This is a genomic window from Gilliamella sp. B14384G10, from assembly GCF_016101685.1.
Classification (GTDB): domain Bacteria; phylum Pseudomonadota; class Gammaproteobacteria; order Enterobacterales; family Orbaceae; genus Gilliamella; species Gilliamella apis_A.
Genome location: NZ_JACFQA010000001.1, coordinates 141,716 through 164,852, shown reverse-complemented (window position 1 = coordinate 164,852; position 23,137 = coordinate 141,716). Strand labels below are relative to the sequence as shown.

Annotated in this window: 26 protein-coding genes, 2 tRNA genes and 1 pseudogene; 17 read left to right on the top strand and 12 right to left on the bottom strand. The window is 32.6% G+C overall.

Annotated features, from left to right (window positions below; translation table 11 throughout):
- Positions 1-3: 3 nt before the first annotated feature.
- On the top strand, positions 4-1,530 hold the full coding sequence (locus H3T54_RS00855) for an MFS transporter (RefSeq protein WP_198220422.1): 1,527 nt from the start codon (positions 4-6) through the stop codon (positions 1,528-1,530).
- Between the two features lie 153 nt (positions 1,531-1,683).
- Here the strand turns inward: H3T54_RS00855 and bcp are convergent, their stop codons facing one another.
- Positions 1,684-2,157 carry a thioredoxin-dependent thiol peroxidase gene (bcp, locus tag H3T54_RS00850; RefSeq protein WP_065578054.1) on the bottom strand — a complete coding sequence of 158 codons (474 nt, stop codon included), beginning with the start codon at positions 2,155-2,157 and terminating at the stop codon, positions 1,684-1,686.
- Between the two features lie 69 nt (positions 2,158-2,226).
- Positions 2,227-3,516, bottom strand: a complete 1,290-nt coding sequence (gene hemL, locus H3T54_RS00845; RefSeq protein ID WP_198220421.1) for a glutamate-1-semialdehyde 2,1-aminomutase — start codon at positions 3,514-3,516, stop codon at positions 2,227-2,229.
- Positions 3,517-3,674: 158 nt separating this feature from the next.
- Between hemL and erpA the strand changes: the two genes are divergently transcribed.
- The 11 genes from erpA (at position 3,675) to H3T54_RS00790 (ending at position 11,888) form a co-directional block, all read left to right on the top strand.
- A complete protein-coding gene (erpA, locus tag H3T54_RS00840) occupies positions 3,675-4,013 on the top strand; it encodes an iron-sulfur cluster insertion protein ErpA (protein WP_034914816.1) in 339 nt (112 codons plus the stop codon).
- Positions 4,014-4,214: 201 nt separating this feature from the next.
- Positions 4,215-4,302 (top strand) — tRNA-Leu (locus H3T54_RS00835).
- A 17-nt stretch (positions 4,303-4,319) separates the two neighbouring features.
- Positions 4,320-4,395 (top strand) — tRNA-Gly (locus H3T54_RS00830).
- A 501-nt stretch (positions 4,396-4,896) separates the two neighbouring features.
- Positions 4,897-5,361: a PTS sugar transporter subunit IIA gene (locus H3T54_RS00825; RefSeq protein WP_198220420.1), complete on the top strand. Its 465-nt coding sequence runs from the start codon at positions 4,897-4,899 to the stop codon at positions 5,359-5,361.
- The gene (locus H3T54_RS00820; protein ID WP_198220419.1) at positions 5,354-5,644 is read left to right on the top strand and encodes a PTS sugar transporter subunit IIB; all 291 of its coding nucleotides are present in this window, start codon (positions 5,354-5,356) and stop codon (positions 5,642-5,644) included. The genes H3T54_RS00825 and H3T54_RS00820 overlap by 8 nt, the downstream gene beginning before the upstream one ends.
- A gap of 17 nt (positions 5,645-5,661) precedes the next feature.
- Positions 5,662-6,921 carry a PTS ascorbate transporter subunit IIC gene (locus H3T54_RS00815; RefSeq protein ID WP_086366104.1) on the top strand — a complete coding sequence of 420 codons (1,260 nt, stop codon included), beginning with the start codon at positions 5,662-5,664 and terminating at the stop codon, positions 6,919-6,921.
- A gap of 75 nt (positions 6,922-6,996) precedes the next feature.
- Positions 6,997-7,593 carry an SIS domain-containing protein gene (locus tag H3T54_RS00810; RefSeq protein WP_198220418.1) on the top strand — a complete coding sequence of 199 codons (597 nt, stop codon included), beginning with the start codon at positions 6,997-6,999 and terminating at the stop codon, positions 7,591-7,593.
- Positions 7,587-8,468, top strand: a complete 882-nt coding sequence (gene dapA, locus H3T54_RS00805) for a 4-hydroxy-tetrahydrodipicolinate synthase (RefSeq protein ID WP_198220417.1) — start codon at positions 7,587-7,589, stop codon at positions 8,466-8,468. The genes H3T54_RS00810 and dapA overlap by 7 nt, the downstream gene beginning before the upstream one ends.
- An 18-nt stretch (positions 8,469-8,486) precedes the next feature.
- On the top strand, positions 8,487-9,125 hold the full coding sequence (locus H3T54_RS00800; protein WP_065651934.1) for a ketohydroxyglutarate aldolase: 639 nt from the start codon (positions 8,487-8,489) through the stop codon (positions 9,123-9,125).
- Positions 9,126-9,176: 51 nt separating this feature from the next.
- Positions 9,177-11,237, top strand: a complete 2,061-nt coding sequence (locus H3T54_RS00795; protein WP_198220416.1) for a BglG family transcription antiterminator — start codon at positions 9,177-9,179, stop codon at positions 11,235-11,237.
- Positions 11,238-11,561: 324 nt separating this feature from the next.
- Complete coding sequence (locus tag H3T54_RS00790; protein ID WP_198220415.1) at positions 11,562-11,888, top strand: hypothetical protein; 327 nt, start codon at positions 11,562-11,564, stop codon at positions 11,886-11,888.
- A gap of 617 nt (positions 11,889-12,505) precedes the next feature.
- Here H3T54_RS00790 and H3T54_RS00785 read toward each other — a convergent pair.
- The 4 genes from H3T54_RS00785 to H3T54_RS00770 form a co-directional block, all read right to left on the bottom strand.
- Positions 12,506-13,717 (bottom strand): MFS transporter, encoded by a 1,212-nt coding sequence (locus tag H3T54_RS00785; RefSeq protein ID WP_198220414.1) that lies wholly within the window; start codon positions 13,715-13,717, stop codon positions 12,506-12,508.
- 251 nt (positions 13,718-13,968) lie between these two features.
- Positions 13,969-14,826, bottom strand: a complete 858-nt coding sequence (locus tag H3T54_RS12005) for a methylated-DNA--[protein]-cysteine S-methyltransferase (RefSeq protein ID WP_367274794.1) — start codon at positions 14,824-14,826, stop codon at positions 13,969-13,971.
- Positions 14,827-15,162: 336 nt separating this feature from the next.
- The gene (locus H3T54_RS00775) at positions 15,163-16,095 is read right to left on the bottom strand and encodes a DUF1848 domain-containing protein (protein WP_198220413.1); all 933 of its coding nucleotides are present in this window, start codon (positions 16,093-16,095) and stop codon (positions 15,163-15,165) included.
- Positions 16,092-16,787 carry a DNA alkylation repair protein gene (locus H3T54_RS00770; RefSeq protein WP_198220412.1) on the bottom strand — a complete coding sequence of 232 codons (696 nt, stop codon included), beginning with the start codon at positions 16,785-16,787 and terminating at the stop codon, positions 16,092-16,094. Before H3T54_RS00770 ends, H3T54_RS00775 begins: the two co-directional genes overlap by 4 nt.
- A 104-nt stretch (positions 16,788-16,891) precedes the next feature.
- Between H3T54_RS00770 and H3T54_RS00765 the strand changes: the two are divergent.
- A pseudogene (locus tag H3T54_RS00765) lies at positions 16,892-17,140 on the top strand (HPP family protein); the annotation flags it as partial.
- Positions 17,141-17,178: 38 nt separating this feature from the next.
- Here the strand turns inward: H3T54_RS00765 and H3T54_RS00760 are convergent.
- Genes H3T54_RS00760 through H3T54_RS00750 form a run of 3 tightly spaced genes read right to left on the bottom strand, consistent with a single transcriptional unit; the run spans position 17,179 to position 17,692 of the window.
- Positions 17,179-17,337 (bottom strand): hypothetical protein, encoded by a 159-nt coding sequence (locus tag H3T54_RS00760; protein WP_158092547.1) that lies wholly within the window; start codon positions 17,335-17,337, stop codon positions 17,179-17,181.
- A gap of 5 nt (positions 17,338-17,342) precedes the next feature.
- Complete coding sequence (locus tag H3T54_RS00755; RefSeq protein WP_198220410.1) at positions 17,343-17,525, bottom strand: hypothetical protein; 183 nt, start codon at positions 17,523-17,525, stop codon at positions 17,343-17,345.
- Positions 17,516-17,692 carry a hypothetical protein gene (locus H3T54_RS00750; protein ID WP_198220409.1) on the bottom strand — a complete coding sequence of 59 codons (177 nt, stop codon included), beginning with the start codon at positions 17,690-17,692 and terminating at the stop codon, positions 17,516-17,518. Before H3T54_RS00750 ends, H3T54_RS00755 begins: the two co-directional genes overlap by 10 nt.
- A 186-nt stretch (positions 17,693-17,878) precedes the next feature.
- On the opposite strand from H3T54_RS00750, the gene H3T54_RS00745 reads away from it, so the two are divergent.
- Positions 17,879-18,541: a DUF421 domain-containing protein gene (locus H3T54_RS00745; protein WP_144188008.1), complete on the top strand. Its 663-nt coding sequence runs from the start codon at positions 17,879-17,881 to the stop codon at positions 18,539-18,541.
- A 61-nt stretch (positions 18,542-18,602) separates the two neighbouring features.
- On the opposite strand, the gene H3T54_RS00740 is transcribed toward H3T54_RS00745, so the two are convergent.
- Complete coding sequence (locus H3T54_RS00740) at positions 18,603-18,875, bottom strand: DksA/TraR family C4-type zinc finger protein (protein ID WP_086319983.1); 273 nt, start codon at positions 18,873-18,875, stop codon at positions 18,603-18,605.
- 153 nt (positions 18,876-19,028) lie between these two features.
- On the opposite strand from H3T54_RS00740, the gene msrA reads away from it, so the two are divergent.
- The 3 genes from msrA to msrB are packed head-to-tail and all read left to right on the top strand — an operon-like array spanning position 19,029 to position 20,609.
- Positions 19,029-19,577, top strand: coding sequence for a peptide-methionine (S)-S-oxide reductase MsrA (msrA, locus tag H3T54_RS00735; protein WP_198220408.1), 549 nt, complete (start codon positions 19,029-19,031; stop codon positions 19,575-19,577).
- 3 nt (positions 19,578-19,580) lie between these two features.
- Positions 19,581-20,111, top strand: a complete 531-nt coding sequence (locus H3T54_RS00730) for a cytochrome b/b6 domain-containing protein (RefSeq protein WP_198220407.1) — start codon at positions 19,581-19,583, stop codon at positions 20,109-20,111.
- Positions 20,112-20,171: 60 nt separating this feature from the next.
- Positions 20,172-20,609 (top strand): peptide-methionine (R)-S-oxide reductase MsrB, encoded by a 438-nt coding sequence (gene msrB / locus H3T54_RS00725; RefSeq protein WP_198220406.1) that lies wholly within the window; start codon positions 20,172-20,174, stop codon positions 20,607-20,609.
- Positions 20,610-20,825: 216 nt separating this feature from the next.
- On the opposite strand, the gene lptG is transcribed toward msrB, so the two are convergent.
- Together lptG and lptF are read right to left on the bottom strand one after the other, a co-directional pair.
- Positions 20,826-21,890, bottom strand: a complete 1,065-nt coding sequence (gene lptG, locus H3T54_RS00720) for an LPS export ABC transporter permease LptG (RefSeq protein ID WP_198220405.1) — start codon at positions 21,888-21,890, stop codon at positions 20,826-20,828.
- 10 nt (positions 21,891-21,900) lie between these two features.
- Positions 21,901-23,004, bottom strand: coding sequence for an LPS export ABC transporter permease LptF (gene lptF, locus H3T54_RS00715; protein WP_198220404.1), 1,104 nt, complete (start codon positions 23,002-23,004; stop codon positions 21,901-21,903).
- Between the last annotated feature and the right edge of the window lie 133 nt (positions 23,005-23,137).

Sequence of the window (23,137 nt, the reverse complement as noted above, 5' to 3'; positions counted from 1 at the left end):
CATATGAACTCAAGGATTGAAAACTTTAAAACAACCATTGTTTTAACCTCCATATTACTAGCTGTATTTGTAGTGCCAACCTCCATTTCAGGAACGGCAATTGCTTTGCCTTTTATTGGTGCAAATCTTTCTGCTAACTCAACCTCACTACAATGGATTGTTAATAGTTTTAATTTAACTTTCGCTTGTTTTACTTTATTGTGGGGAGCATTTGCTGATAATTTTGGTCATAAAAGAGTCTTTATAATTGGCGCCATGGTTTACACAATTGCTTCTTTATTATCCTCTATCTCTATCAACCCTCTAATGCTGGATATAGCTAGAGGCTTCGCAGGTGTTGGTGGTGCAGCTATATTTTCATGTGGAAGTGCTATACTCATCAAAACATTTAGTGGTGAGAAGAGAACTAAAGCTTTTGCATTTTTTGGCACCACGGCAGGTTTAGGGATTACATTTGGACCAACAATTTCTGGGTTTTTATTGGATATATTTAGCTGGCGTGCTATTTTTATATTACATACTGTTGTCTTGACAATAGTTATATCTATGACGCCAGCTATTACTAAAGATAGTTTAAATAAATATAAAACTCCATTTGATAAAATTGGTTCAATAATTTTCACTATAGCTTTGTTTTTGTTGATGCTTCTTATTAGCAACAGCACTGAACAAGGTGGGGTAAATTTAAAAACCTTACTAATAATAGCTATGACGATTCTTTTGGTCTTTACCTTTGTAATTTATGAAAAATCTATTACCAATCCAGTCTTGAATCTCAATTTATTAAAAAATAAAAAATACATGGGGTTGATTCTTGTGCCTGTTGTTGCAAGTTTTAGCTTTGTTACTTTGCTTACCTATTACCCAAGCTATTTAACGGGGGTGATGCAATTTAGTCCCACTTATGCTGGTATAATTATGATCACATTGACGGTCCCTGTGTTATTTTGTCCTTTGCTTGCTGGAAAAATTGTTTCATGTGGTATATCTGCAATATCTATTATTATTGTTAGTTTAGCTTTAATGATTTTGGGCGCAATTTTATTATTTTTTTGTGGTGGTGTTGATGGGTTAATATATCTGATCTGTTTGGCCTTATTTATGATTGGAACAGGTATGGGGCTAACTGCAGGACTTGTTGATGGTCTAGCGTTAAGCTGTGTTAATCCTGACCAGACCGGTATGGCTGCTGGCTTATTAAACACCTTCCGATTAGGTAGTGAAGCTATCGCTGTTGCACTTTATGGCTCATTATTATCTGTTAGGCTTAATGATGTATTACCAAATCTATTAATAAAATATAGTTCATCAGTCGATGAAATCAATGACTGGATAACTTCTGTGGCTAGTGGGAATCTTGCCTTACCACTATCTAATATTCCGACAGATATGCAGTCAATTATGCTTAGTGATATTATTGGTAGTTATCATAAAGCCTTTAATGGTACTTTAATTATATTAAACATTATCAGTGTAATAATTAGTTTATTTTGTTTACTGCTTTTGAAAATAAAAGAGAATTTAGATTAAATAATGTATAATTTTTAGAATAAATATTGATAATGACAATGGCGATTTGTCGTTATGAGCTGATTATTGATGGTTGATCAAATTTTGCAAAGATAAATAATATGAAAAGCGAAAGAAAGCCGATTAATTAAATAATCGGCTTTAGTTGAAAAATTAACAATGGTTTTTAAGATAATCTAAAACCACGGTATGATGATTGGCGGTTTTGAAGTCATCGAAAACTTTTTCGATCTTACCATCTTTACCAATCAAGAAACTTATGCGATGAATACCATCATAAGTTTTTCCCATAAATTCTTTTTCACCCCAAACGCCAAAAGCGTCACAAGTTTTATGATCTTCATCTGAAAGTAGGGTAAAATTTAATAATTCTTTATCAACAAAACGTGATAATTTTTCTGGTTTATCTGTACTAATACCAATAACAACTACATTATATTTTTTAAAATCGTCAGCACTATCACGTAAATTACACGCTTGTACTGTACAACCTGGTGTCATCGCTTTTGGGTAAAAATAGAGCAAAATTCGCTGACCTTCAAAATCATTGGAACTTACTAGTTCACCATCTTGGTCAGGTAGAGAAAATTGAGGTGCTTCTTCACCTTCTTTTATCGGATTAACCATAAATTTATTACCTATGTTTTAGTTTAAAATTTTAATCGCTATGGGTATAAATTACTTTATTTTATCAATTTAACTTAAATTTTTAAAAAAATGACTAGCTACATCAATCGTATGATTGATTTCTTTATCTGTGTGCCTAAGTGACATGAAACCTGCTTCGAAAGCTGATGGTGCAAAATAAACACCTTCAGCGAGCATATGATGATAGAATTTTTTGAATAATTCAATATCACAATTCATAACATCTTTATAACTGCTCACTTCTACAGCATTTGTAAAGAAAAAACCAAACATAGCTCCGGCATGATTAACAATAAAAGGAACATTGAAACGTTTTGCAGCAGATAACAGGCCATTAACTAAGTAAGAAGTTTTCTCTTCTAATTCCTGATAAATACCAACATCCATCAATTTTTTCAAAGTAGTATAACCGGCCGCCATTGCAACTGGATTACCGGAAAGCGTTCCCGCTTGATAAATTGGGCCAGTTGGTGCTAATTTTTGCATTATTTCCGAACGACCACCAAAAGCACCGACCGGCATTCCGCCACCAATGATTTTACCTAAACAAGTTAAATCAGGAACAACGCCATAGTATTCTTGAGCACCACCTAAAGCAACTCTGAAACCTGTCATTACTTCATCAATAATAAGTAATGCACCATAATTGTCGCATAAGCTTCTTAATCCTTGTAAAAACGCTTTTTTAGCTGGTACACAATTCATATTACCAGCAACTGGTTCAATAATTATTGCAGCTATTTCGTTGGGATACCGCTCAAATTGTTTTTTGACGGATTCTAAATCGTTATAATCGCAAACTAAAGTGTTTTTAACAAAATCTTCAGGAACACCGGGTGAAGTAGGGTGACCAAAAGTTAGTGCTCCGGAGCCAGCCTTAACTAATAAATAATCCGCATGACCATGATAACACCCCTCAAATTTAATAATTTTGTCACGACCGGTATAACCCCGAGCAAGGCGAATAGCACTCATAGTCGCTTCAGTACCTGAATTTACCATACGCAGCATCTCAATAGATGGCATCAGCTCAGTGACTAGATTAGCCATTTTAGTTTCAATCTCAGTTGGCGCACCATAGCTTAATCCATTGCGTACCGCATTAATAACAGCATCGGCAACATCAGGATCATTATGTCCTAAAATCATCGGCCCCCACGATAAAACATAATCAACATAAGCTTTTTGATCAACATCATAAATATAAGCACCATCAGCCCTTTCGATAAATAATGGCGTACCACCAACGCCATTAAAGGCTCGTACAGGTGAGTTAACGCCACCAGGCATAAAAGCTAATGCTTCACGGTAAAGTTTTTCAGATTTAAATGTATGCATAATCGTGATTATCTCTATAGTTAAGGTTGTGGTATTTATTCACAAAATTAAGCTAAATTCAAGCTAGCTAACGCAAATTTATCTAATCGACGTTTTCGTTTTGTATTTTCTTTTTTCAAGGGTATATAATATAACAGTAATAAAAGTAGGAGAATAAAATGAGCGATGCGTTACCAATTAACTTTACTGATGCGGCAGCAAATAAAGTTAAATCTCTAGTAACAGAAGAAGAAAATCCGAATCTAAAATTGAGAGTCTATATAACTGGTGGTGGTTGTAGTGGCTTTCAGTATGGTTTCACATTTGACGAAAAAGTAAATGAAGACGATCTCGCTATCGAAAAAAATGGTGTGTCTTTGGTTATCGATCCGATGAGTCTGCAATATTTAGTTGGTGGCACCATAGATTATGTTGAAGGTTTACAAGGTTCACGATTTGTCGTCGATAACCCGAATGCAACTACTACTTGTGGTTGTGGTTCTTCATTTAGCGTTTAATTTAAGTCAGATTATTAATCAAATTTTTGATTCTTAATCCTAGGAAAACTGAATTTTAAGGGAATTGATTAAAAATTCCCTTAAATGTGACAAACATTGAGCAATTAGACAATTATTTTAAATTTTCTATTGACGTAAAAATTAAGATCGGTAAAATGCACAGCATCCAAAACGCAGTTACCTTTCGGAACTAAGTTTTGAGCCCGGGTGGTGAAATCGGTAGACACAAGGGATTTAAAATCCCTCGGCCTTTTTGGCCGTGCGAGTTCAAGTCTCGCCCCGGGCACCATTTAAAACACTTCTAATGCGGGAATAGCTCAGTTGGTAGAGCGCAACCTTGCCAAGGTTGAGGTCGCGAGTTCGAACCTCGTTTCCCGCTCCAATTTCAAATATCAAAAGATTCAATAATAAAGAAATGCTTCAGTTATTTTATCTAATATTTTCCTCTAAAAGATTATCGAAATATTGTTAATTCTATAATATTGGAATGAATAGCTTCGATTCTACAATTATATAGGACTAGTAATTCTCAATTTTTGCTTATATTTGAACATAAAAAGTTCTCTAACAAGGCGATTCTATTATTTTAATATTGTCTATGAACGTCAGTTATTCTGTCATTATTCTGCAATTAATCTTCTCTTAGTTGTAGATGATCGATCAATATCAAGCACAATCCAGACAAATTTAAATGACTTTATGTTTTGTCTGTAACAATAAAATTCTTAATCAGAATCTCCGGTTATCTGTTTTTTATTTTTAAGAGTCACATTTTGTTTTTTATTTGTTTTTTCTCAACAAAAAGTAATCCCAATAATCATTGTCTAATATCAAGGCCTTCGTATAATCAAATTGAAATGGATTTTGCAAAAGGAGAAAACCTTTGTTAACTAAACTTATCAAAGCTTCTTATATTCAACTTGATATTGAAGCTAGTAGCTTTGAGGAAGCAATAGAATTATCAATGTCACCATTAGTTATTGATGAAGCTGTTACGACAAATTATGTCGATAAAGTTATCGCTATATTAAGAGAAATTGGTCCTTATATTGTCATTACCAAAAATATTGCCATTCCTCATGCGCCATCGGATTCTGGCGCTAAAAAACTTGCTATAGGATTTACAAGACTGAAGAACGCTATCGTTTCAGGAAATTCAGCCAATGATCCAGTCAAGTTTTTGTTCTGCTTAAGTTCACCGACCGGAGACGATCATTTATCTGCATTGTCAGAATTAGCATCTTTATTTAGTGATGAGAAATTTTTAGCTTTTATACAAGATGTGAAAAAACCGCACGATTTTATAGATTTTTTAGAAAACTTTGAAAGGAGTATAGAAAATGATTAAAGCATTAGTTGCCTGCCGTGCAGGAGTTGGGTCAAGTTTAATGTTAAAAATTAAATTGAATGAAGTCATCAAAGAAAATGCCTTTCCAATTGCCCTTGAGCACTCTTCATTAGATGGTGTTTCTGGATTTAATGGTAAATATATCATTACGTTACCTGATGTTGCCGAAGATTTAGAAAAGAAAAATCTTCCACAACGTATTATCGGAATCAAAAATATTATGGATAAAAATGAAATAAAAGAAAAATTAGAGCTTGCTCTTAAAGAAGATGGATTAATTTAATTGATAAGAGGTCTAAAATGGATTTTATAATTAGTTTTCTTAGCACTCCAGCTGTTTTACTCGGCGTAGTTGCCTTTGTTGGCTTGTTAGCCCAAAAGAAACAGTTGGTAGAAGTTTTTACTGGCACATTTAAAACAACCATTGGTTTTTTAATTTTTAGTGCTGGTGGAGCTCTTATGACAGGTGCTCTACAAAATTTTAATAAATTATTTCAAGAAGGTTTTCATATTGTTGGTATCGTTGCATCACCAGAAGCAGCTGCTGGTATGGCGCAAACAGAATATGCTTTAGTGACTTCTGTGACGCTAATATTAGGTTTTGCAATGAATTTAGTTTTTGCCAGAATCACACCATTTAAAAATATCTTCTTTACCACTGGCCATAGTCTATTCTTTGCTTGTGTATTATCACTAATCCTAAAATCTTATGGTTTATCTAATACCGCAGCCATTTTAATCGGTGGAACGATTTTAGGTTTCGCGTCAAGTGCATTGCCACAATTATGTCAACCATTTATGCGAAGAATTACTGGTAGTGATGTTCAAGCAATCGGTCATTTTAATATGTTTGGATATGCACTTTCTGGTTTATTAGGTAAGATATTTAGCAAATATAGCGACAAAACAACTGAAGATATTCATTTCCCTAAATGGTTATCTTTTTTCCGCGATTTTTTAATGGGCGTTGCAGTTGTTATGCTCGTCTTGTTCTATATTTCGGCTTTTAAAGCTGGTGAGACCTTTACTCAAGGATTAGCTGGTAAAGTGCATTGGTTAGTATTTCCTTTCATTCAAGCATTTACTTTTACTGCAGGAATGTCAATTTTAATGACTGGTGTAAGAATGTTCTTAGCAGAAATCACCTCTGCATTCGTCTCTATTTCTGAAAAATTCATTCCAAATTCACGTCCTGCGTTGGATGTTCCAACTGTATTTCCTTTTGCGCCAACGGCTGTAATTATCGGTTTCCTTTGTTCTTATGCTGCTGGTTTAGTTGGTGTAACCATAATGGTTGCATTGGATTTTCCTGTTGTCATTATTCCTGCTGCTCATATCTGTTTCTTCTCTGGTGGTACCGCAGGTGTATTTGGTAATTCAACAGGTGGCTGGCGTGGCGCTATGTTAGGTTCTTTTGTGGTTGGACTCTTGTTAGCCTTTTTACCTACCGTTTTATATCCGATATTTGGCAATATGGGAATAGAAGGCTCAACCTTCCCAAATATTGACTACAACGTTGTTGGTATTTTGTTGGAAAAAATACTTCATTTCACCATGTAATGTATGAGGGTTTGATTAAAGATGATTTGAAAAGTAATCATCTTTTTCAAATCATTGAGTAAGTAGAGGAATTGTATGTTAGAAAAATATATTGATTGTATCAAATCGGAATTGTCAGAATATATTAAATATATTGGTGAAGAAAATTTAAATAAAGCAAAGGATTTAATTATCAGCAAAAAAAATGAAGGTAGTCGGGTACATGTCACAGGAATCGGTAAACCTTCTTATGTTGCTCATTATATTGCTTCGTTATTCTCATCAATAGGAATACCTGCTTATTTTTTAGATGGAACTGAAACTATTCATGGTTCGGCAGGGCAAGTTTTACCTGGTGATATCGTGATTGCGATTTCTAATAGTGGTGAAACTGAAGAGTTAAAAAAAGCAATTTGTACTTTGCAAAAACTAGGTACAAAAATTATTGGTGTTGCGGGAAATAACAATTCTTGGTTAGCTCAACACTGTGACATATTTTTATTTGCTGGAGTAAAACAAGAAGGGGACAACTTAAATAAACCTCCGCGAATATCAATACTTGCTGAAGTCATTATTTTACAGTGTTTATCAATAAAACTTCAAGAATCCGTAGGTTTAACCGAAAATATGTATTATCAGTGGCATCCAGGTGGCAGTTTAGGTGCTTCTATAAGAGGAGAGAAAGTATGTTAAATGGAATTATAACTGCAATGGTTACACCATTCGAATCCTCTGGAAATATTGATATTAAAACAACAGAAATTTTAATTGAAAAATTAATTGCAAATGGTGTTCAAGGTATTTTTGTATTAGGAACCAATGGCGAATTTCATGTTATAGAAAATGATATGAAAATTAAATTTGCTAAAATAGTTGTAGAAATAGTGGCTAAAAGAGTTCCGGTTTATGCTGGCGCTGGTGGTAACTCCACTGACGAAGTCATTAAACTGGGTAAGCATATGATAGCTGTCGGGGTGGATGCGTTATCGGTAATTACGCCGTACTTTGTTTTATTGAAAGAAAATGAATTATATAATCATTATAAAATGATTGCCGAAAACCTTGCTATTCCAATAGTACTTTATAATATACCTAAAAATACCGGAATTAATTTATCCTTTGAGCTAGTTTCTAAACTGTCTAAAATCAGTAATATCATTGGTATAAAAGATAGTAGTGGTGATATTAATAATATTGCTGGCTATATAGATAACACATCTCGAGATGAGTTTTCAGTTCTTTCTGGTTCTGACTCCCTCATCCTAAAAGCATTGAAAATAGGTGCTACTGGTGCTATTTCAGCTACATCTAATTTACTAACCACCAACAATGTTGAAATATATAAGCAATTTATTGCCGGTAATTTAGATAAAGCTGAACAATGGCAACAATCTCTTGAAGAATTTCGCCGGATTTTAAAATATGCTTCCATTCCTTCTGTTCTTAAACAAAGTTTATCTTTATCTGGTATTGAAGTTGGCGTACCTCGATTACCTGTCTTACCTGTCACGAATCCAAATGATAACCAAGACATAGTCAATACGATAAAAAACTATTATCACTTATAAATAGAGTGGGGAATTATCATGTTTAAAACCAATATACTTACTCGGTTAGAACAAAGTAAATTTTTAGTGATAGCTAGAGTTGAAACATTCAAAAGAGCTCAAGAAATCATTGAGGGTATTTTAGCCGGTGGTATTGATTGTGTAGAAATTAGTTACACAAACAATAACGCTGGGCAAATAATTCAGCAACTTAACCAAGAATATGGTGACAAAATTTTAGTCGGTGCAGGGACAGTACTGGATAGTGAAACCGCCCGATTAGCAATTCTTGCTGGCGCCAAATTTATCATAGCACCTAATTATAGTGAAGCAGTATGCAAAATATGCAATCGTTATCAAATACCCTATATGCCTGGTTGTACCACCATGACAGAAATTGTCACGGCTTTAGAGAATGGTGCTGCTATGATCAAAGCTTTTCCTATTTCAAATTATTATGGCAAATCTTTAGTTAATATCATTAAAACACCGATGCCTTATGTGCCTATTATGTCTTCGGGTGGCGTTACGTTAGAAAATGTTGATGATTGGCTAAATACGGATATTGAATGTATTGGTATTGGTTCCTTATTAACTAAAGGATCGGTTGAGGAAATAAGTAAAAATGCAATTAGCCTTGCAAATGCATTAAAAAAATATAAGGAAAAACATCCGTGATATTACTAATAAATTATGTAATTCATTGATATTTTTAGTAAGGAAGAAGGTATGATTGACTTAAATTCAAAGAAAATTATCCTAACTTTGATTGAAAAATCTTGTGATCAGGAGTATTTATTGAATTTATTGAATATAACTAAACGACAATTACATTATTCAATTTTAAAAATTAATGCATACCTCTCTTCAAATGAACAAAGTGTGGTTGTTCAAAATGCCCTGTATTACTCTTTGCCTGATAAAAGTAAAGCGTTTCTAATTAAGAATTTAATTAACGGAAAAATTGGCAAAAATTATATTTTTTCAACAGAGGAAAGACAAAAATATATTTTTTTAATGTTGCTCTATCACGTAAATACTTATCTTTCTTCATTACATTTTTTATCAGCATTAAATATTAGTAAAACAACTTTAAACAATGATATCAAACAGCTAGAACTTTTATTAAGTTCCGAAGATATTTTAATCACTTATACTAGAGAAAAAGGTTATTCGTTAGTTGGAGATGAATTATCGATCCGTAATTTTTTTCTAAAAAATTTACTCAAAGATTTATCCAATAATTTAGATGATACATTCCTATATGATCTTTTCTTAAACCAAGAGAAGGTTGACTACCTTGATATCAAAAACGATATCAATGAAATTATGCTAAAAAATGAAATTTTATTAGGTGAAAAGAGGAAAAAAGAATTTATCTATACAGTGATATTCTTATTGCCAAGAATGACTAAAAAACTGGAATATATTCCTGTTATCTCAATGCCAAATAAAATCATAATAAAGTTGAAAGAGTATCATATATCATCAGAATTGCTGAAATTATATAAAATAGATGATAACACTTATGAAGTGCAATACTTAACTTCTTTGCTACTGGGCAATTCGGTTGGGAATCGTGATATAAAGACAGTTGATCAGGAGTTAATTTTAAATATTGTGCAAATTATTCTATCGAGATTTGAGCAGCTTTTAGGCATAAAGTTTGATAACAATGATGATATTTCGAAAAAACTCTATAGCCATTTTAGACCCGCGTATTACCGAATACTTTTCCGTTTGCCAATCATTAATCCAATTTTAGATAAAGTAAAAGAAGAGTTTAATAAACTCTTTTTGATTGTAAAAGAAACCTTAAAAGTTATCTATCCGATCATTAATAATGATATTCCAGACGATGAAATATCCTTTTTAACCATTTATTTTGCGGCGATTCTAGATGAAAATAAAATATCAACCAATCAGCAAATTGTTGCCGTAATTATTTGTCAAAATGGTATTGGCAGTTCTTCAATTGTCTATAATAGATTGAAGTTTCTTTTCCCTGATTTTCTATTTTTAGGGCCAATGGAAACTGCAGAAGCTTTAGAGTTAACCAATTTTTTCGATATAATCTTTAGTACTGTAAATAATTTGGTTTTTTATAACCAAAATAAACCGTTTTTTATCGTATCGCCAATCATGTCCGATGAAGAAGAGTATTTATTGCTGGAGCGCGTTTATTCGCAAATTAACTCTTATTTGACCTATCCGAAGATAACTGACTTGATCGATATTTTTAAAAAATACGGTACAATTTCCAATGAAAATGGTATTAAAAAAGAGCTTTATCAGTATTTTTATAAAACAGATAAAAATACAACGATAGAAAATCAAAGTTTAGGCATTCGCCATTTGATCCAAGAAGATTTGATTCAAATAAATGTCTCTGCTAACGATTGGCAAAGTGCCTTATTTACAGCTGCATTGCCATTATTACAAAAGAACTATATCAACCGAAGTTACATAGAGAAAATTATTGAAAATGTTAATTCAAATAGAACCAGTTTTTTGATAACCAAAAATGTCTCTCTTGCTCATGCTAAACCAGAAGATGGTGTTAACTCTCTGTCGTTAAGTATAACGGTATTGAAAAAACCAATTATTTTTAAGAATGATAAAATTCCCACGCAATATATTTTTACTTTAGCAGCAGTTAATAAAACCAGCCATATTAACGCAATGTCAGAGCTGGTTGCTTTGCTTGAGATGCCCGATTTTTATGAAATATTAAACACTGCAACTCAAGCAAACGATATTCTGACATTTATAAGATCTCGATTTCCTTAAGTAATTCGATAAAAGTATACTCCTCAACATTTTTTATAACTATTTAAGGGCGCTTTACTCTACAATAACTAAAAATATGCCCTAAATCATTTTTATATAGTGGGTAATATTGGATCAATGAACGATCGATATTTGTATTTAAAAGTTTAAAGTTAAGTTATTAAAGGATTCCGTTGCTATTCAAATTCTGTATTTTTTCTACGCCTCTCTCTGTTATGTAATTATCAAAATTCTATTAGCAATTATATGATTAATTTAGAGTATGCTATAAAAGTAGTTAAATAAGGACACATCAAGATGATATTGGATAATTAGGATTTATTTATGAGAATATTAGGTTATAGTTTTTCTCTTTTAGCAACAGTAATATTATTATCTGGTTGTATTTATGGTGATATAGATAAGAGCATTCGATATTTTGTAACTACTGGGGCGACGAGATATTGTGAAGCTAATCATTATCCATATTGTGAAATTTATGCACAATGTTATAGAGATTTTTTAGAGCAAATGCCAGCAATGACAGATTCTTTATCAGCGTTTTGGGGTATGTCTAAAGATTATCTTGATGATAAAGAAGATCCCCCAAAAGCAATGGATAATATTTACGCTCAAATAAAAGATAATGAAAAAAAGGTAGAGAAGATTTAAGTTTAGATTATAGTTATCTATTATTTCCGCATAATAGATGTTCATCGATTATTAATGCTAAACAGTATGATATTAGCAATTATCAAGAAGGGATCGATAAATGGATAAAAAGCTATAAACTCTATAATGAATAAAATGTTTTAGGATTCTCTCAATACTGCTTTGAAAATAATAGATATAAATTAAATTGTAAAATTTTGCATATTTGTTGGCTAATAAAAATTAGGGAAATAACTGTTTTCATCCTTTGAATAAGATTCGTTTTCTTTAATCAATAATTATTCGATATTATTTAGCTCAATTATTGATAATATTTTCAGTAGATTCTAATTTATTATTCACATTCATCATTACTTGAATAGCTATAAAATTGAGTATGTTTACCTATTAGTTACAAAGAAGATTGGTAATTAAAGCAAAACTATCATTAATCATCGCATCATAAAGTGTTTTATCATCTTTGTAGACAATACTAATATTAAGTAATCCTTCTAGTATTACCATTCGATAACTAGAGTCCTGTGGATGTAATTAAATTTAAGGTCTGATTAGTGAGCACGGCCAAAATATTGGACATTGCTCACCTCTATAATATTATTATTTAATTAATACAGTTTTTATTCTTCTGCATCAGATAAATTGTTTAATTTGGCCGGTTTTGAAAAAAGAATGATGATCAACTGAATTAAAAAACCGATTAAAACTGCAGAAATACAAGCATTAACACCTAAATTTGCACTTATGTACACACCTAAAGCAGCTCCCAAAGGCCGAGCTCCAAATGTAACTGTCATGATCACCGATGATACTTTAGCTATCATATTACTAGGTGTGACTAGTTGTCTTAGTGATACTGTTGATATAGTCCATATAATAGGCCCAAACCCGAAAAGGAAAAAAGCAATAAAAACTAGTGATTTGGAATGATATATAATGGTTAAGAACATCAAAATGGAGGCAATAAAAGCAGATATAGGTCCTAAAGTCAGTTGAAAACCAAAATTTATTTTTTTCGATATAATTTTGTATAAAAATGAGCCTATTAACATTCCTAAACCGATTAGACTTAATGAAGCTCCAACTTCAAAAGAAGTAAAGGATAGATTATTGATAACATAATAAGCAAAAATTGATAATAACAAGTATTGCGATAAATTAAATACAAAAGCCGTGATAGTTATTGGCATAAGATATTTATTTTTAACTAAAAAAATCAAACCATCACAAAGTTCTTGAAGTATATTTCTTCCAGATTTTTTTAAAAGTGGTTCCTTAGGTAAACATATCAGAAAAATAGCACTTACTATAGAGAGTAAAAAAGCTAAGATGAATGCTAACCCGCCAGATAAATAACTAGCAAGAATACCACCTAAAGCTGGCCCGGCAGTAAAAGCCACGCTTTTGGCAATTTCTATTGATCTATTGGCATTAATCAGTTGTTCTTTTATGATGAAAGATGCCACTAAAGCCGGACTTGCCACACTGTAAATAACTGTACCCATGGCTATAAAAAAACCGAATAATGCAATTTTATTGATTGATAGACTTCCAGAGAACGTCAAATAAAATAATAGAAATATAGCCGTTGCTCGAACTATTTCTATTAGGATCATTAGTTTTTTTCTTGATACTCTATCTGCAATTACTCCCATAGGAATAGAGAGTAATAGAAAAGGCAAAGTATTTATCATTTGTATAAAAGCTGTTTCAGCTGCTGAAGCATTCATAGATAACACAGCTATAATCGGCAGTACTGCTATTATTATTTGTTCGGAGAACTGCGCACATAAATTTGAATAAGAAATCTTATGAATTAGTAATTTATTCATCTTCTCTTCCCATTATTTTTTTATTTTTAACATTTTCCATTTGTCCTATTCCTTATTTGTACTCTATTGTTTATTTTTAGGTTATTGTAAAATTTGTTCAGCCTAAAAAATTTTATTTTCAGTTTTCATGTGCATTTCTGAATTGCAGTTTAGCTTTTCGTAGATATTTTATTTTTAATAACAATCAAACTTTATTGGTTCTGTCTTAATTCTTTTTGTTACTTTTGTATGAAGCTCACTTTGATTTTTACTTAGCTTATAGATGTTGAACCATCTGTTTTAGCTCCTTCCCAACCAATCATTGCGGCTTTGCGATCACATCCCCAATGATATTGTCCTAGTAATCCTGTTGATTTTATAACTCTATGGCAGGGAATTAAGAATGCTACCGGATTATCACCAATAGCCGAGCCAACCGCACGGCTAGCCTTTGGATTATTTATTTTGTCTGCTATGTTGCTATAGGTTGAGAGTTTTCCCATAGGGATAGTCAATAAAGCTTGCCATACCTTCAGTTGAAAATCGGTACCTTTGATATGTAACTTAATTTTATCTAGTCTTGACCAATCTTGTGTAAATACAAGGATTGCATTTTGTTGAATCTGATCTCTATGTTTTTGGAATTGAGCATTGGGATATTGGTCTTTTAATAATTTAAGTGATGACACTTCATCATTAACAAAAGCAATATAACAAATCCCCTTTGTTGTTGATGCAACGATGGTTTTTCCAAAAGGGCTTTCAACAAAACTATAGTTAATTGCTAAGTTTTCACCGCCATTTTTATACTCTCCTGGAGTCATACCTTCAATATCAATAAACAAATCATGTAACCGGCTTGTACTCGACAATCCCAACTCATAGGTGGTATCCAATAATGAGGCTTTTTCTTCTATTAGAAGTTTTTTAGCGTGAGTTATACTGATGTATCTTAGGAATTGTTTAGGACTAACACCTGCCCAGCTAGAAAACATGCGTTGAAAATGATAAGGACTTAAATGTACATGCTCTGCGGCTTGTTCAAGTGTTGGTTGAGATTTATAGTTTTCATTCAAATATCCGATAGCTTTTCTTATTCGAGCAAAATCGATTTGTTCTTGTTTTTGCATCATGAATACTCCATTTCACCGAACTAAGGTTGCTACATAGAAAGTTATTATTTATTTGAATATTGACCAACTTGTTCTTACTCACGGAATAACAAACTTTATTCACAAAAAAACATGTGCGTCAATAGCTCAATTCGTAGTAGCTCCAAATTTTCTTATTAAGTTTTTTCAATGTAAGTTACTTGAATTTCTTTATTAACATTTGACTTTTAACACTACTATCAACCAGTCTTAAATAAACACTTTTAGATAACTTTTTCATGCTTTCTTTATTTTAATTAATGATACATCTCATAATATTTAAAGTTTCAAAAATTAAAAATCCGAATCTTGCTATTAAAATAATTCATTTTGTAAAGAAAATAACGATCGCATTGGCTTATCTTTGATTATGTCTGTTTCAAGTAGATCCCCCACTAATTTCGGTGAACATTGATTATATAGACGCTTATTAGCTTGTACTTTTCTCTTTGAAGTGGTTGCATAACAATATAAACATCCAAAAGAACAGGTATCATATGTTCCAATATCAATACTTTCTAAACATTGGCAGTTGTTTCGCTGATTTTTATCTTTCTTAGCCAATAATAAGCGGCCGGTTATCTTTTCAATACGTGTTTTATCGATACAAGCACCATGAGAAATATTGCAATTTAACAACTCAATTTCCTCAGCACATGTTTGTAAAGTTAGTTGATTATCACTAGCAATTTCAGATAATGAACTGCAAAGATTTAATATGTCAACTACCTGTAATCGATTGATATCTTCTTTGATTAGTGATTGTTGTATGTGCGGATAATCATCAATAAAACTAATGATACAACTATCCGTGTAGCCGCGAAGAGAAGAAGCAATTTGATTAAAAAAATCGATGTGATAATCAATGGTATAATGTTTATTAATTAATATAGGATCATATCGCCAAATAACACGATCTTGTCCAACTTGCTCAGCTAATTGCTTGAATATAGCTATTCGTTTTTGCAAAGCAGGAAGATGTTTTTCAATGTCTGCTTCATAAGCTGTTAATGTAAACTGAAAATAAAAAGGATACTCAGAAAGCTTTACCAGTTTATGTAACATAGAAGATGGGTTTTTAGTCCAAAATACAATACAATCAACTATATCGGGTGATAGAAAAATGCGACTTAACTGCTTTGAATTCCTCGGATTAGGAACCAGTACAAAACCATCTTTTAGACGGTTAAAAAACCACGAAGAGTAAAAAGCAGGAATATCTGTTCGGCGGCTAGCACTAATAATCATAATTTATTTTTCTTTCTTTTCATGGTTCGAATGATGATTTTTGTATTAAAATCCACTTTCAAAGATTCAGTTATTTTTTGTAATGCTTTATTATAAGTCCAATCATCTAGTTGATTTTTCTGTAAGTATGCCATCGTTAACTTAGGTAACTCTCGGAAGTAGATAGAAATAGCCCATGCAACAGCCATCTTAACATAGTAATCATCGTTTTTGATTTGGTTGAACAAAGTAAATACTTTCTGCAAATATTCATCATTCACAAAATGAAAAAGCAACATGACGACAGCAAAGCGAATATCATATGGGGCATCTGATGCAAAATAGGGTTGTAGAAACTGCCATACAATCTCTTTTTCTGAGGCTTCAAACTTCAATCCACAACAAAAACTATCACAGATTGACCAATTATTAATTTTAGAAATAAATTGTTTCACATAACGAGAACGTTCATTCCATGGTAATTTTATTTCACCTATAATCATACCTTGTAACATCACTTCCTCGAAGTATAAGGGATCATCCATCGCAAGGTAGTATTCATAGTCGAGCTGTGCTATTTTTTTTGCTATTTTACGGAGTCTAGGTAATCTCACACCTAATAAATTATCAACATTGGGAATCAGCTTTGTAGCAAAGATTCGATAATTTTCTTCTGCTATTTTTTCAAGCTCTATGCGTATTTTTTCTCTCATAATAGGATTTTATAAATTCTATTATGTATTACAATCTGAATCTTGCTATTTGATAATTATATTCTTTATATTGTAAAAAATGTCTGCGTTTCGCTCAAAACTGACTAGCCGTGGGGATTGCAATTGTCGCAATGCAATATTTTCGTTCTGTGCATCCGCCTGCAGGTGCTAATCCATTAGTTATTTTACTAACTGCAGATAAAATAGATTATGATTTTACTTTTCTTTTATTTCCGGTGTTGTCTGGTGCAGTAATATTAGTTGCTATTGCTTATATAATTAATAATCTTTTCAATAAAAAACATTGGCCTATTTACTGGTTGGCACTATTTAATAATAACAAGGAATCATAGTTTATTGATATAACTGCTATTAGCAAAAAAACAGCATACTATTCAATTTTAAACAATTTGGTTTGTTGATCTAAATAGGTAAGTAAATCTGGCATGCGATGTTTGCCTGCCATAGATTTAATATGATCTGCAGTTTTAGTTAACTCTATTCCTAATGTCGTGATGTATAAAGGTTTATTACTTTTGCTGCGTGTCACTTCTATCACATATTGGCTATTATCAGCAAAGAACTTTTTAGCAACACCAATAATAGGTATCTTTTATCAAGAGTTTGATATAGATGACCACCTAAGCCAAGTTCACCTTCATTTAAATGGGCATAACCATCCACAATAATCGTCTCAATCGCAATGAAATCGACTTGATAAAATAGCGCTAATAACATGGTAAATCAAGTTGATAAAATTGGCCTGATTGATATGGGGCAACATTTGATTGGTAATCAGTGATAACGGATTTTATCTCTTTAATACTATCAGTAAATTGCTCAAACAAAATACCGACCGTTTTCGCTTTATCATCTAAATAGTAAACATCTATTGCAAGTATCATTTTTTTAAATTCCTTTTTAGAGTAGAATAGCACTGCTCTCATATATATCTCTCTATTAAAAAACAATTTGTCGTTTGTTTCAAATAAATAAAAATTTAGTTCCTGATACATCTTGTTAACTGTTATTGATCCAATTACGCCAAAAACATTGGTCGTTTAAATTAGATCGACACTAGGAGGTTAGTAATGTATTTACTCGAAATGGCACCAAAATTCTTAGTTGCACTTATTATTTTACTGATCTACGTTAAATTATCAGGTAAAAGCCAAATAGCGCCGATGTCGCAATTAGATCAAGTTGGTAGCATGGTTATTGGTGCGTTGGTAGGGGGAACGTTACTCAATGCTAATGTTTCAGCGTGGGAATCAGCTGGAGCAGTAGCGATTTGGGCGGGACTGCTTATTTTAGTTAGATTCATCAAATCTAAAAACTCAAAATTACGCGATGCCATCGACGGTGAACCGATACAATTAGTTAAAAATGGTCATCTGCTATCTGACAATTTTATTAAAGCAAATTTACCAGTTAGAGATTTCGAAACGTTAATTAATATTCAAGGTATTTGCGCATTTAGTGAATTAAAACAAGTTTGGTACGAATTAAATGGCTCTTTAACTATTATCAAAAAAGGCGATAAAGATATAGCGGTATTGGTGATTGAAAATGGGGCGATTAGTCAGGATAATCTTGAACAATTACATAAAAATGAAACTTGGCTTAAGCATGAAATTAAAAAACAAGGATATAAAGATATCAAAGATATTTTTTGTGCTGAATGGTTTGATGATAAATTATTAGTTTATCCCTATGATGAAGTGCGTAAAGCTGAACATGATAATAAAAAATAATTAATAACAGTAAACAATAATAAAGGGAGGGACCATTCTCTCCCTCCCATCAACAGATAGATTATCGAAGTTGACTATCTTTACTTCCACGACGGTTATATAAGATTGCCGACTTAGCCAATTGCTTATCCATTTCTTGTTGGCAATTAACACAGTATTGTACGCCAGGCAAAGCAAGTTGTCTTGCTTTAGCAATTGCATCACCACATTCAACACAAAAATCAGCACTTGGTTTATCGTGTTTTAGTTGGCGTCTGGCAAGTTCAATAGCATCAATAATTGTGCTTTCAATTTGTTGGTTAACAGCATCATCAGATGCCCAGCCACTAGCCATTATTTCACCTCCTAAACAATTACATTAGATTAATAATATGGTGATTATTTGACCAGTTTCAAGTAATATAACCGCAAAGCTATCAAGCAAAAGTAAGTGTTGTGTTTTAAAATAAAGATCATTTCTATTAATATCATTTAATTGGAGGTTTTTATGCAACAATATGAACAAGCAACATTTGCCGGTGGTTGTTTTTGGTGTATGGTAAAACCTTTCGACAAATATGAAGGTGTGATTAGTGTGATTTCTGGGTATACGGGAGGCCACACAGTAAATCCAACTTATCAACAAGTTTGCCAAGGTAATACTGGTCATACTGAAGCTGTACAGATAACGTTTGACCCAACTGTGATCAGCTATAAAAAATTACTGGAAATTTTTTGGCAACAAATTGATCCAACTGATTCACAAGGACAATTTGCTGATCGGGGAGATTCTTATCGACCGGTGATTTTTTATCATAATAAATTTCAACAGCAGCAAGCAATCGCATCTAAACAAACATTAGAAGAAAGTAAACGATTTAATCATCCCATTAATGTTGCTATAGAGCCAGCAACAACATTTTATCCGGCAGAAGATTATCATCAAGATTACTATAAAAAACAACCAGAACATTATAACCGTTATTATCGCTTATCTGGACGAGCCAATTTTATTGCTGACAATTGGCAAGATAAGCCATCCACAAAGAGTGAGTAATTTATGCAAGACTTCCCGAAATACAGCAGTAAACAAAGATGGATTCATTGGTCATCGATGATATTGGTGATAACAGTAATTATGCTACTGGTATTAAAAGTGACAATGGCGTATGTGATTGGGGGGATGACAATGGTGTATTTATTGCATAAATCTTTAGGTATCATGGTTTTTATATTTACGATTTGGCGAATTATAGTGATCTATCGTCAAGTCGCACCAGATGTTTTATCTAAAGATGAAAAACTAGCACGAATTTTGGCAAAATCTACTCAAGGATTTATCTATATTTTACTACTCGTTGCACCGCTATCTGGTTATTTGATGAGTGGCCGAGATCTAAATGTCTTTGGTCTAATATCTGTTCCGGCCATTGCTATGCCAAATTCGACACATCAAATGTTTCATTCAATGCATCTAATCAGTGCTTACATTTTAGCTATATTGGTTATTATTCATATATTAGGTGCGTTGTATCATTATTTTTGGCTTAAAGATAAAGTATTGCAATCGATGTTGAGCTGTAACGACTAATATCAACTTAAAATTGGTAATATTAATAGCATCTATAACGTAACGTGAGGCAGATAAATCATGAATAAATCAGTGAAAGATAAGGCTATAGCAGCATTAACACCTATGCAATATCATGTTACTCAACAAAATGGCACTGAGCCCCCATTTGACAACCAATACAATGCCAACTATCGGGAAGGTATCTATGTCGATATCGTCTCAGGGGAACCACTATTTACGTCATTAGATAAATTTGATTCTGGCTGTGGTTGGCCCAGTTTCTCCAAACCGATTAATCAGCAACAAATTATAGAAAAAGAAGATAACAGCCACGGTATGAACCGGATAGAAGTGCGTTCATCAGAGGCTGACTCCCATCTTGGTCATGTATTCACTGATGGCCCTGCAGCGTTAGGTGGATTACGTTATTGTATTAATTCTGCTGCGTTGAAATTTATTCCAAAAGAAGAACTTGAAACGCAAGGTTATGGTGAATATTTAAGGCTATTTAAATAAATTAATTTAATGGATCTTTTATCAAATTAATAGATGCTGAAAAATAAAATTACCTGAATGAATTTCTACTCCTAATAAACAAATATATAAGTAAATCTGCTTATATTTGCTGTGAACATTTTGCTTGTTTGATATGAAAGATAATATTGGCATATATCAGAGCATTGTATATGCCAATACCATTTTTAATGAGTAATGATAATTCTCATAAATATGCTAATTTTTGCGCTTAAATAAAATATAACTAATTAATAAAAACACTAAGCTGGTTAGCATTGAACCTACAATAGGATAAATTCCCATTACAATACTGACTTGAGCAAAAAGATTATCGGCAATATAGAAAATAAATCCAAAACTAATACCAATAATCACTCTAACCCCCATCGAAACACTACGTAACGGGCCAAAAATGAAAGATAAAGCCAATAGTAACATCACCGCTACTGACACAGGTTTAATCAGTTTTTTCCAAAACAATAGATCATAATATTTGGTATCTTGCCCAGAATCCTTCAAATATTGTGAATATTGATATAAACCAGATGCGGATAAAGATTCTGGCTCAAAGGCGACAATACTTAATTTATCAGGAGTAATATTGGTTTTCCATTGCATCGTCAACATATTGATACTAGTTACTTGGTTGGAATTGCTTAAATCGTTTTTTTCAATTTCTGACAAAGTCCAAACACCATTCTCAAATGCACCTCTGTTAGCATGGGTGATCGAAAGAAGTTTATTTTTATCTACGCTATAAATATCAATATTCGATATTGCACTGTCATTATCAACATGGCCAATATAGACATAGTCATTACCATCTTTAGCCCACAAACTCCCTTGCTGCGCTAATAAGGAATCACCATAAAGTTTTTCTGAACGCATATTGCGAGCGGTTTGCTCACTAATTGGCGCAACCCATTCGCCAATAGCCATAGTTAAAATTACTAAAGGTAAGGCTGTTTTCATTACAGCTAAAGCAATTTTAAATCGGCTAAATCCTGATGTTTCCATGACAATGAGTTCACTACGTGAGGCTAATATACCTAAACCGATTAAGCCGCCCAACAGAGCTGCCATAGGAAAAAATACTTCTAAATCTTTTGGTACCATGAGTAATGAATAAAAACCAACAGAAACCGCATCATAATCCACTTTTATTCTTCTAAGTTGATCAATAAAACGAATAATTCCTGATAGACTAATTAATAAAAATAAACAAATCCCAATGGTATTTAAAATAGTTTTACCTATATAACGATCTAAAATCGAAAACATCGTTCACCCCTTATAATGCACTATATTTTAAACGAAGTTTACGCATAAATAAGTTATCCCAACAATTTAGAATTAAAGCTAAAATAAAATAACCTATATTAATGAGATAAAACCATAAAGCAGGATCTAATCGGCCTTTGCCGGCATTAGCTTTAACTGAGCTGGAAATTAAAAAATAGACTAGATAAAGTAATAGTGCCGGTAAAATCTGTGCCAATCTACCTTGCCGTGGGTTTGAAACACTTAATGGTATGACTAAAAAAGCCATCAAAGGAACTGAAATAATTAGCGTTAAGCGCCAATACAATTCAGCTTGGGCTTTTGCGGTAGAATTCTGGTGTAGTTCAAGTAACCCTAATTGTTGCACATCAGCTTTATCATCATCAACATTTGTATCTAACTCTTTAGGTTTTATGATTCCCAAATAGTTATGAAAATTCGATATACGAAAATCTTTTAGCTGGGCAGTGCCTTCATAACGATTCGCATCTTCAAGGGTGATGATTTGATTACCATCGGCGTCTTCTTCAGTTTTTCCTTTATTGGCAATAATGATAGACGGGCGCTGATTATTTCTAGGATTGATCTGGGCAATAAATACGTTGTCTAACTTATTGTTATCGACATTGCCAATATAAATAACTGAATTGCCATCCGGTGTTTGTTGAAATTGTCCTGCAAGTAGGCCTGCTAAACTTGGATTAATTTTTGCGTTCTCAACTAATTGATCCTGTTTTACGCTAGACCAAGGACCAAACCAAAGACTATTAAGAGCTGTCAGTGTACATGTCATTACACAAAGTAAAAATACGACTTGATAGTTAAGTCTCTTTTTTACACCACAAGCATGCATCGCGACCATTTCACTATCAGAATAAAGTCGACCAAAGGTAACAAGCACACCTAAAAAAAGGCTTAACGGCAAGATAAGATCAGCCATATTTGAAACACCTAACACCAATAATGGCATAATCAAATCTCGAGGAATGCTGCCATCGATTGCGCTGGATAAAATTCTGATTAATTTTTGAGAAAAGAAAATCAGCAATAATATAAATAATATTGCCCCTTGAGTTTTCATTGTCTCTTTAATTAAATATCGGCGAATTATCACATTATTACCTATCTATTCGTCTTATAAAATCTAACTATTATAATCCGATTTGTACTATTTCGTTATCTTTTTGTTGCTATCGTTTAATGAACCGATAAAATGTTATTATTCATATTCGATACTTTTTAAGAGA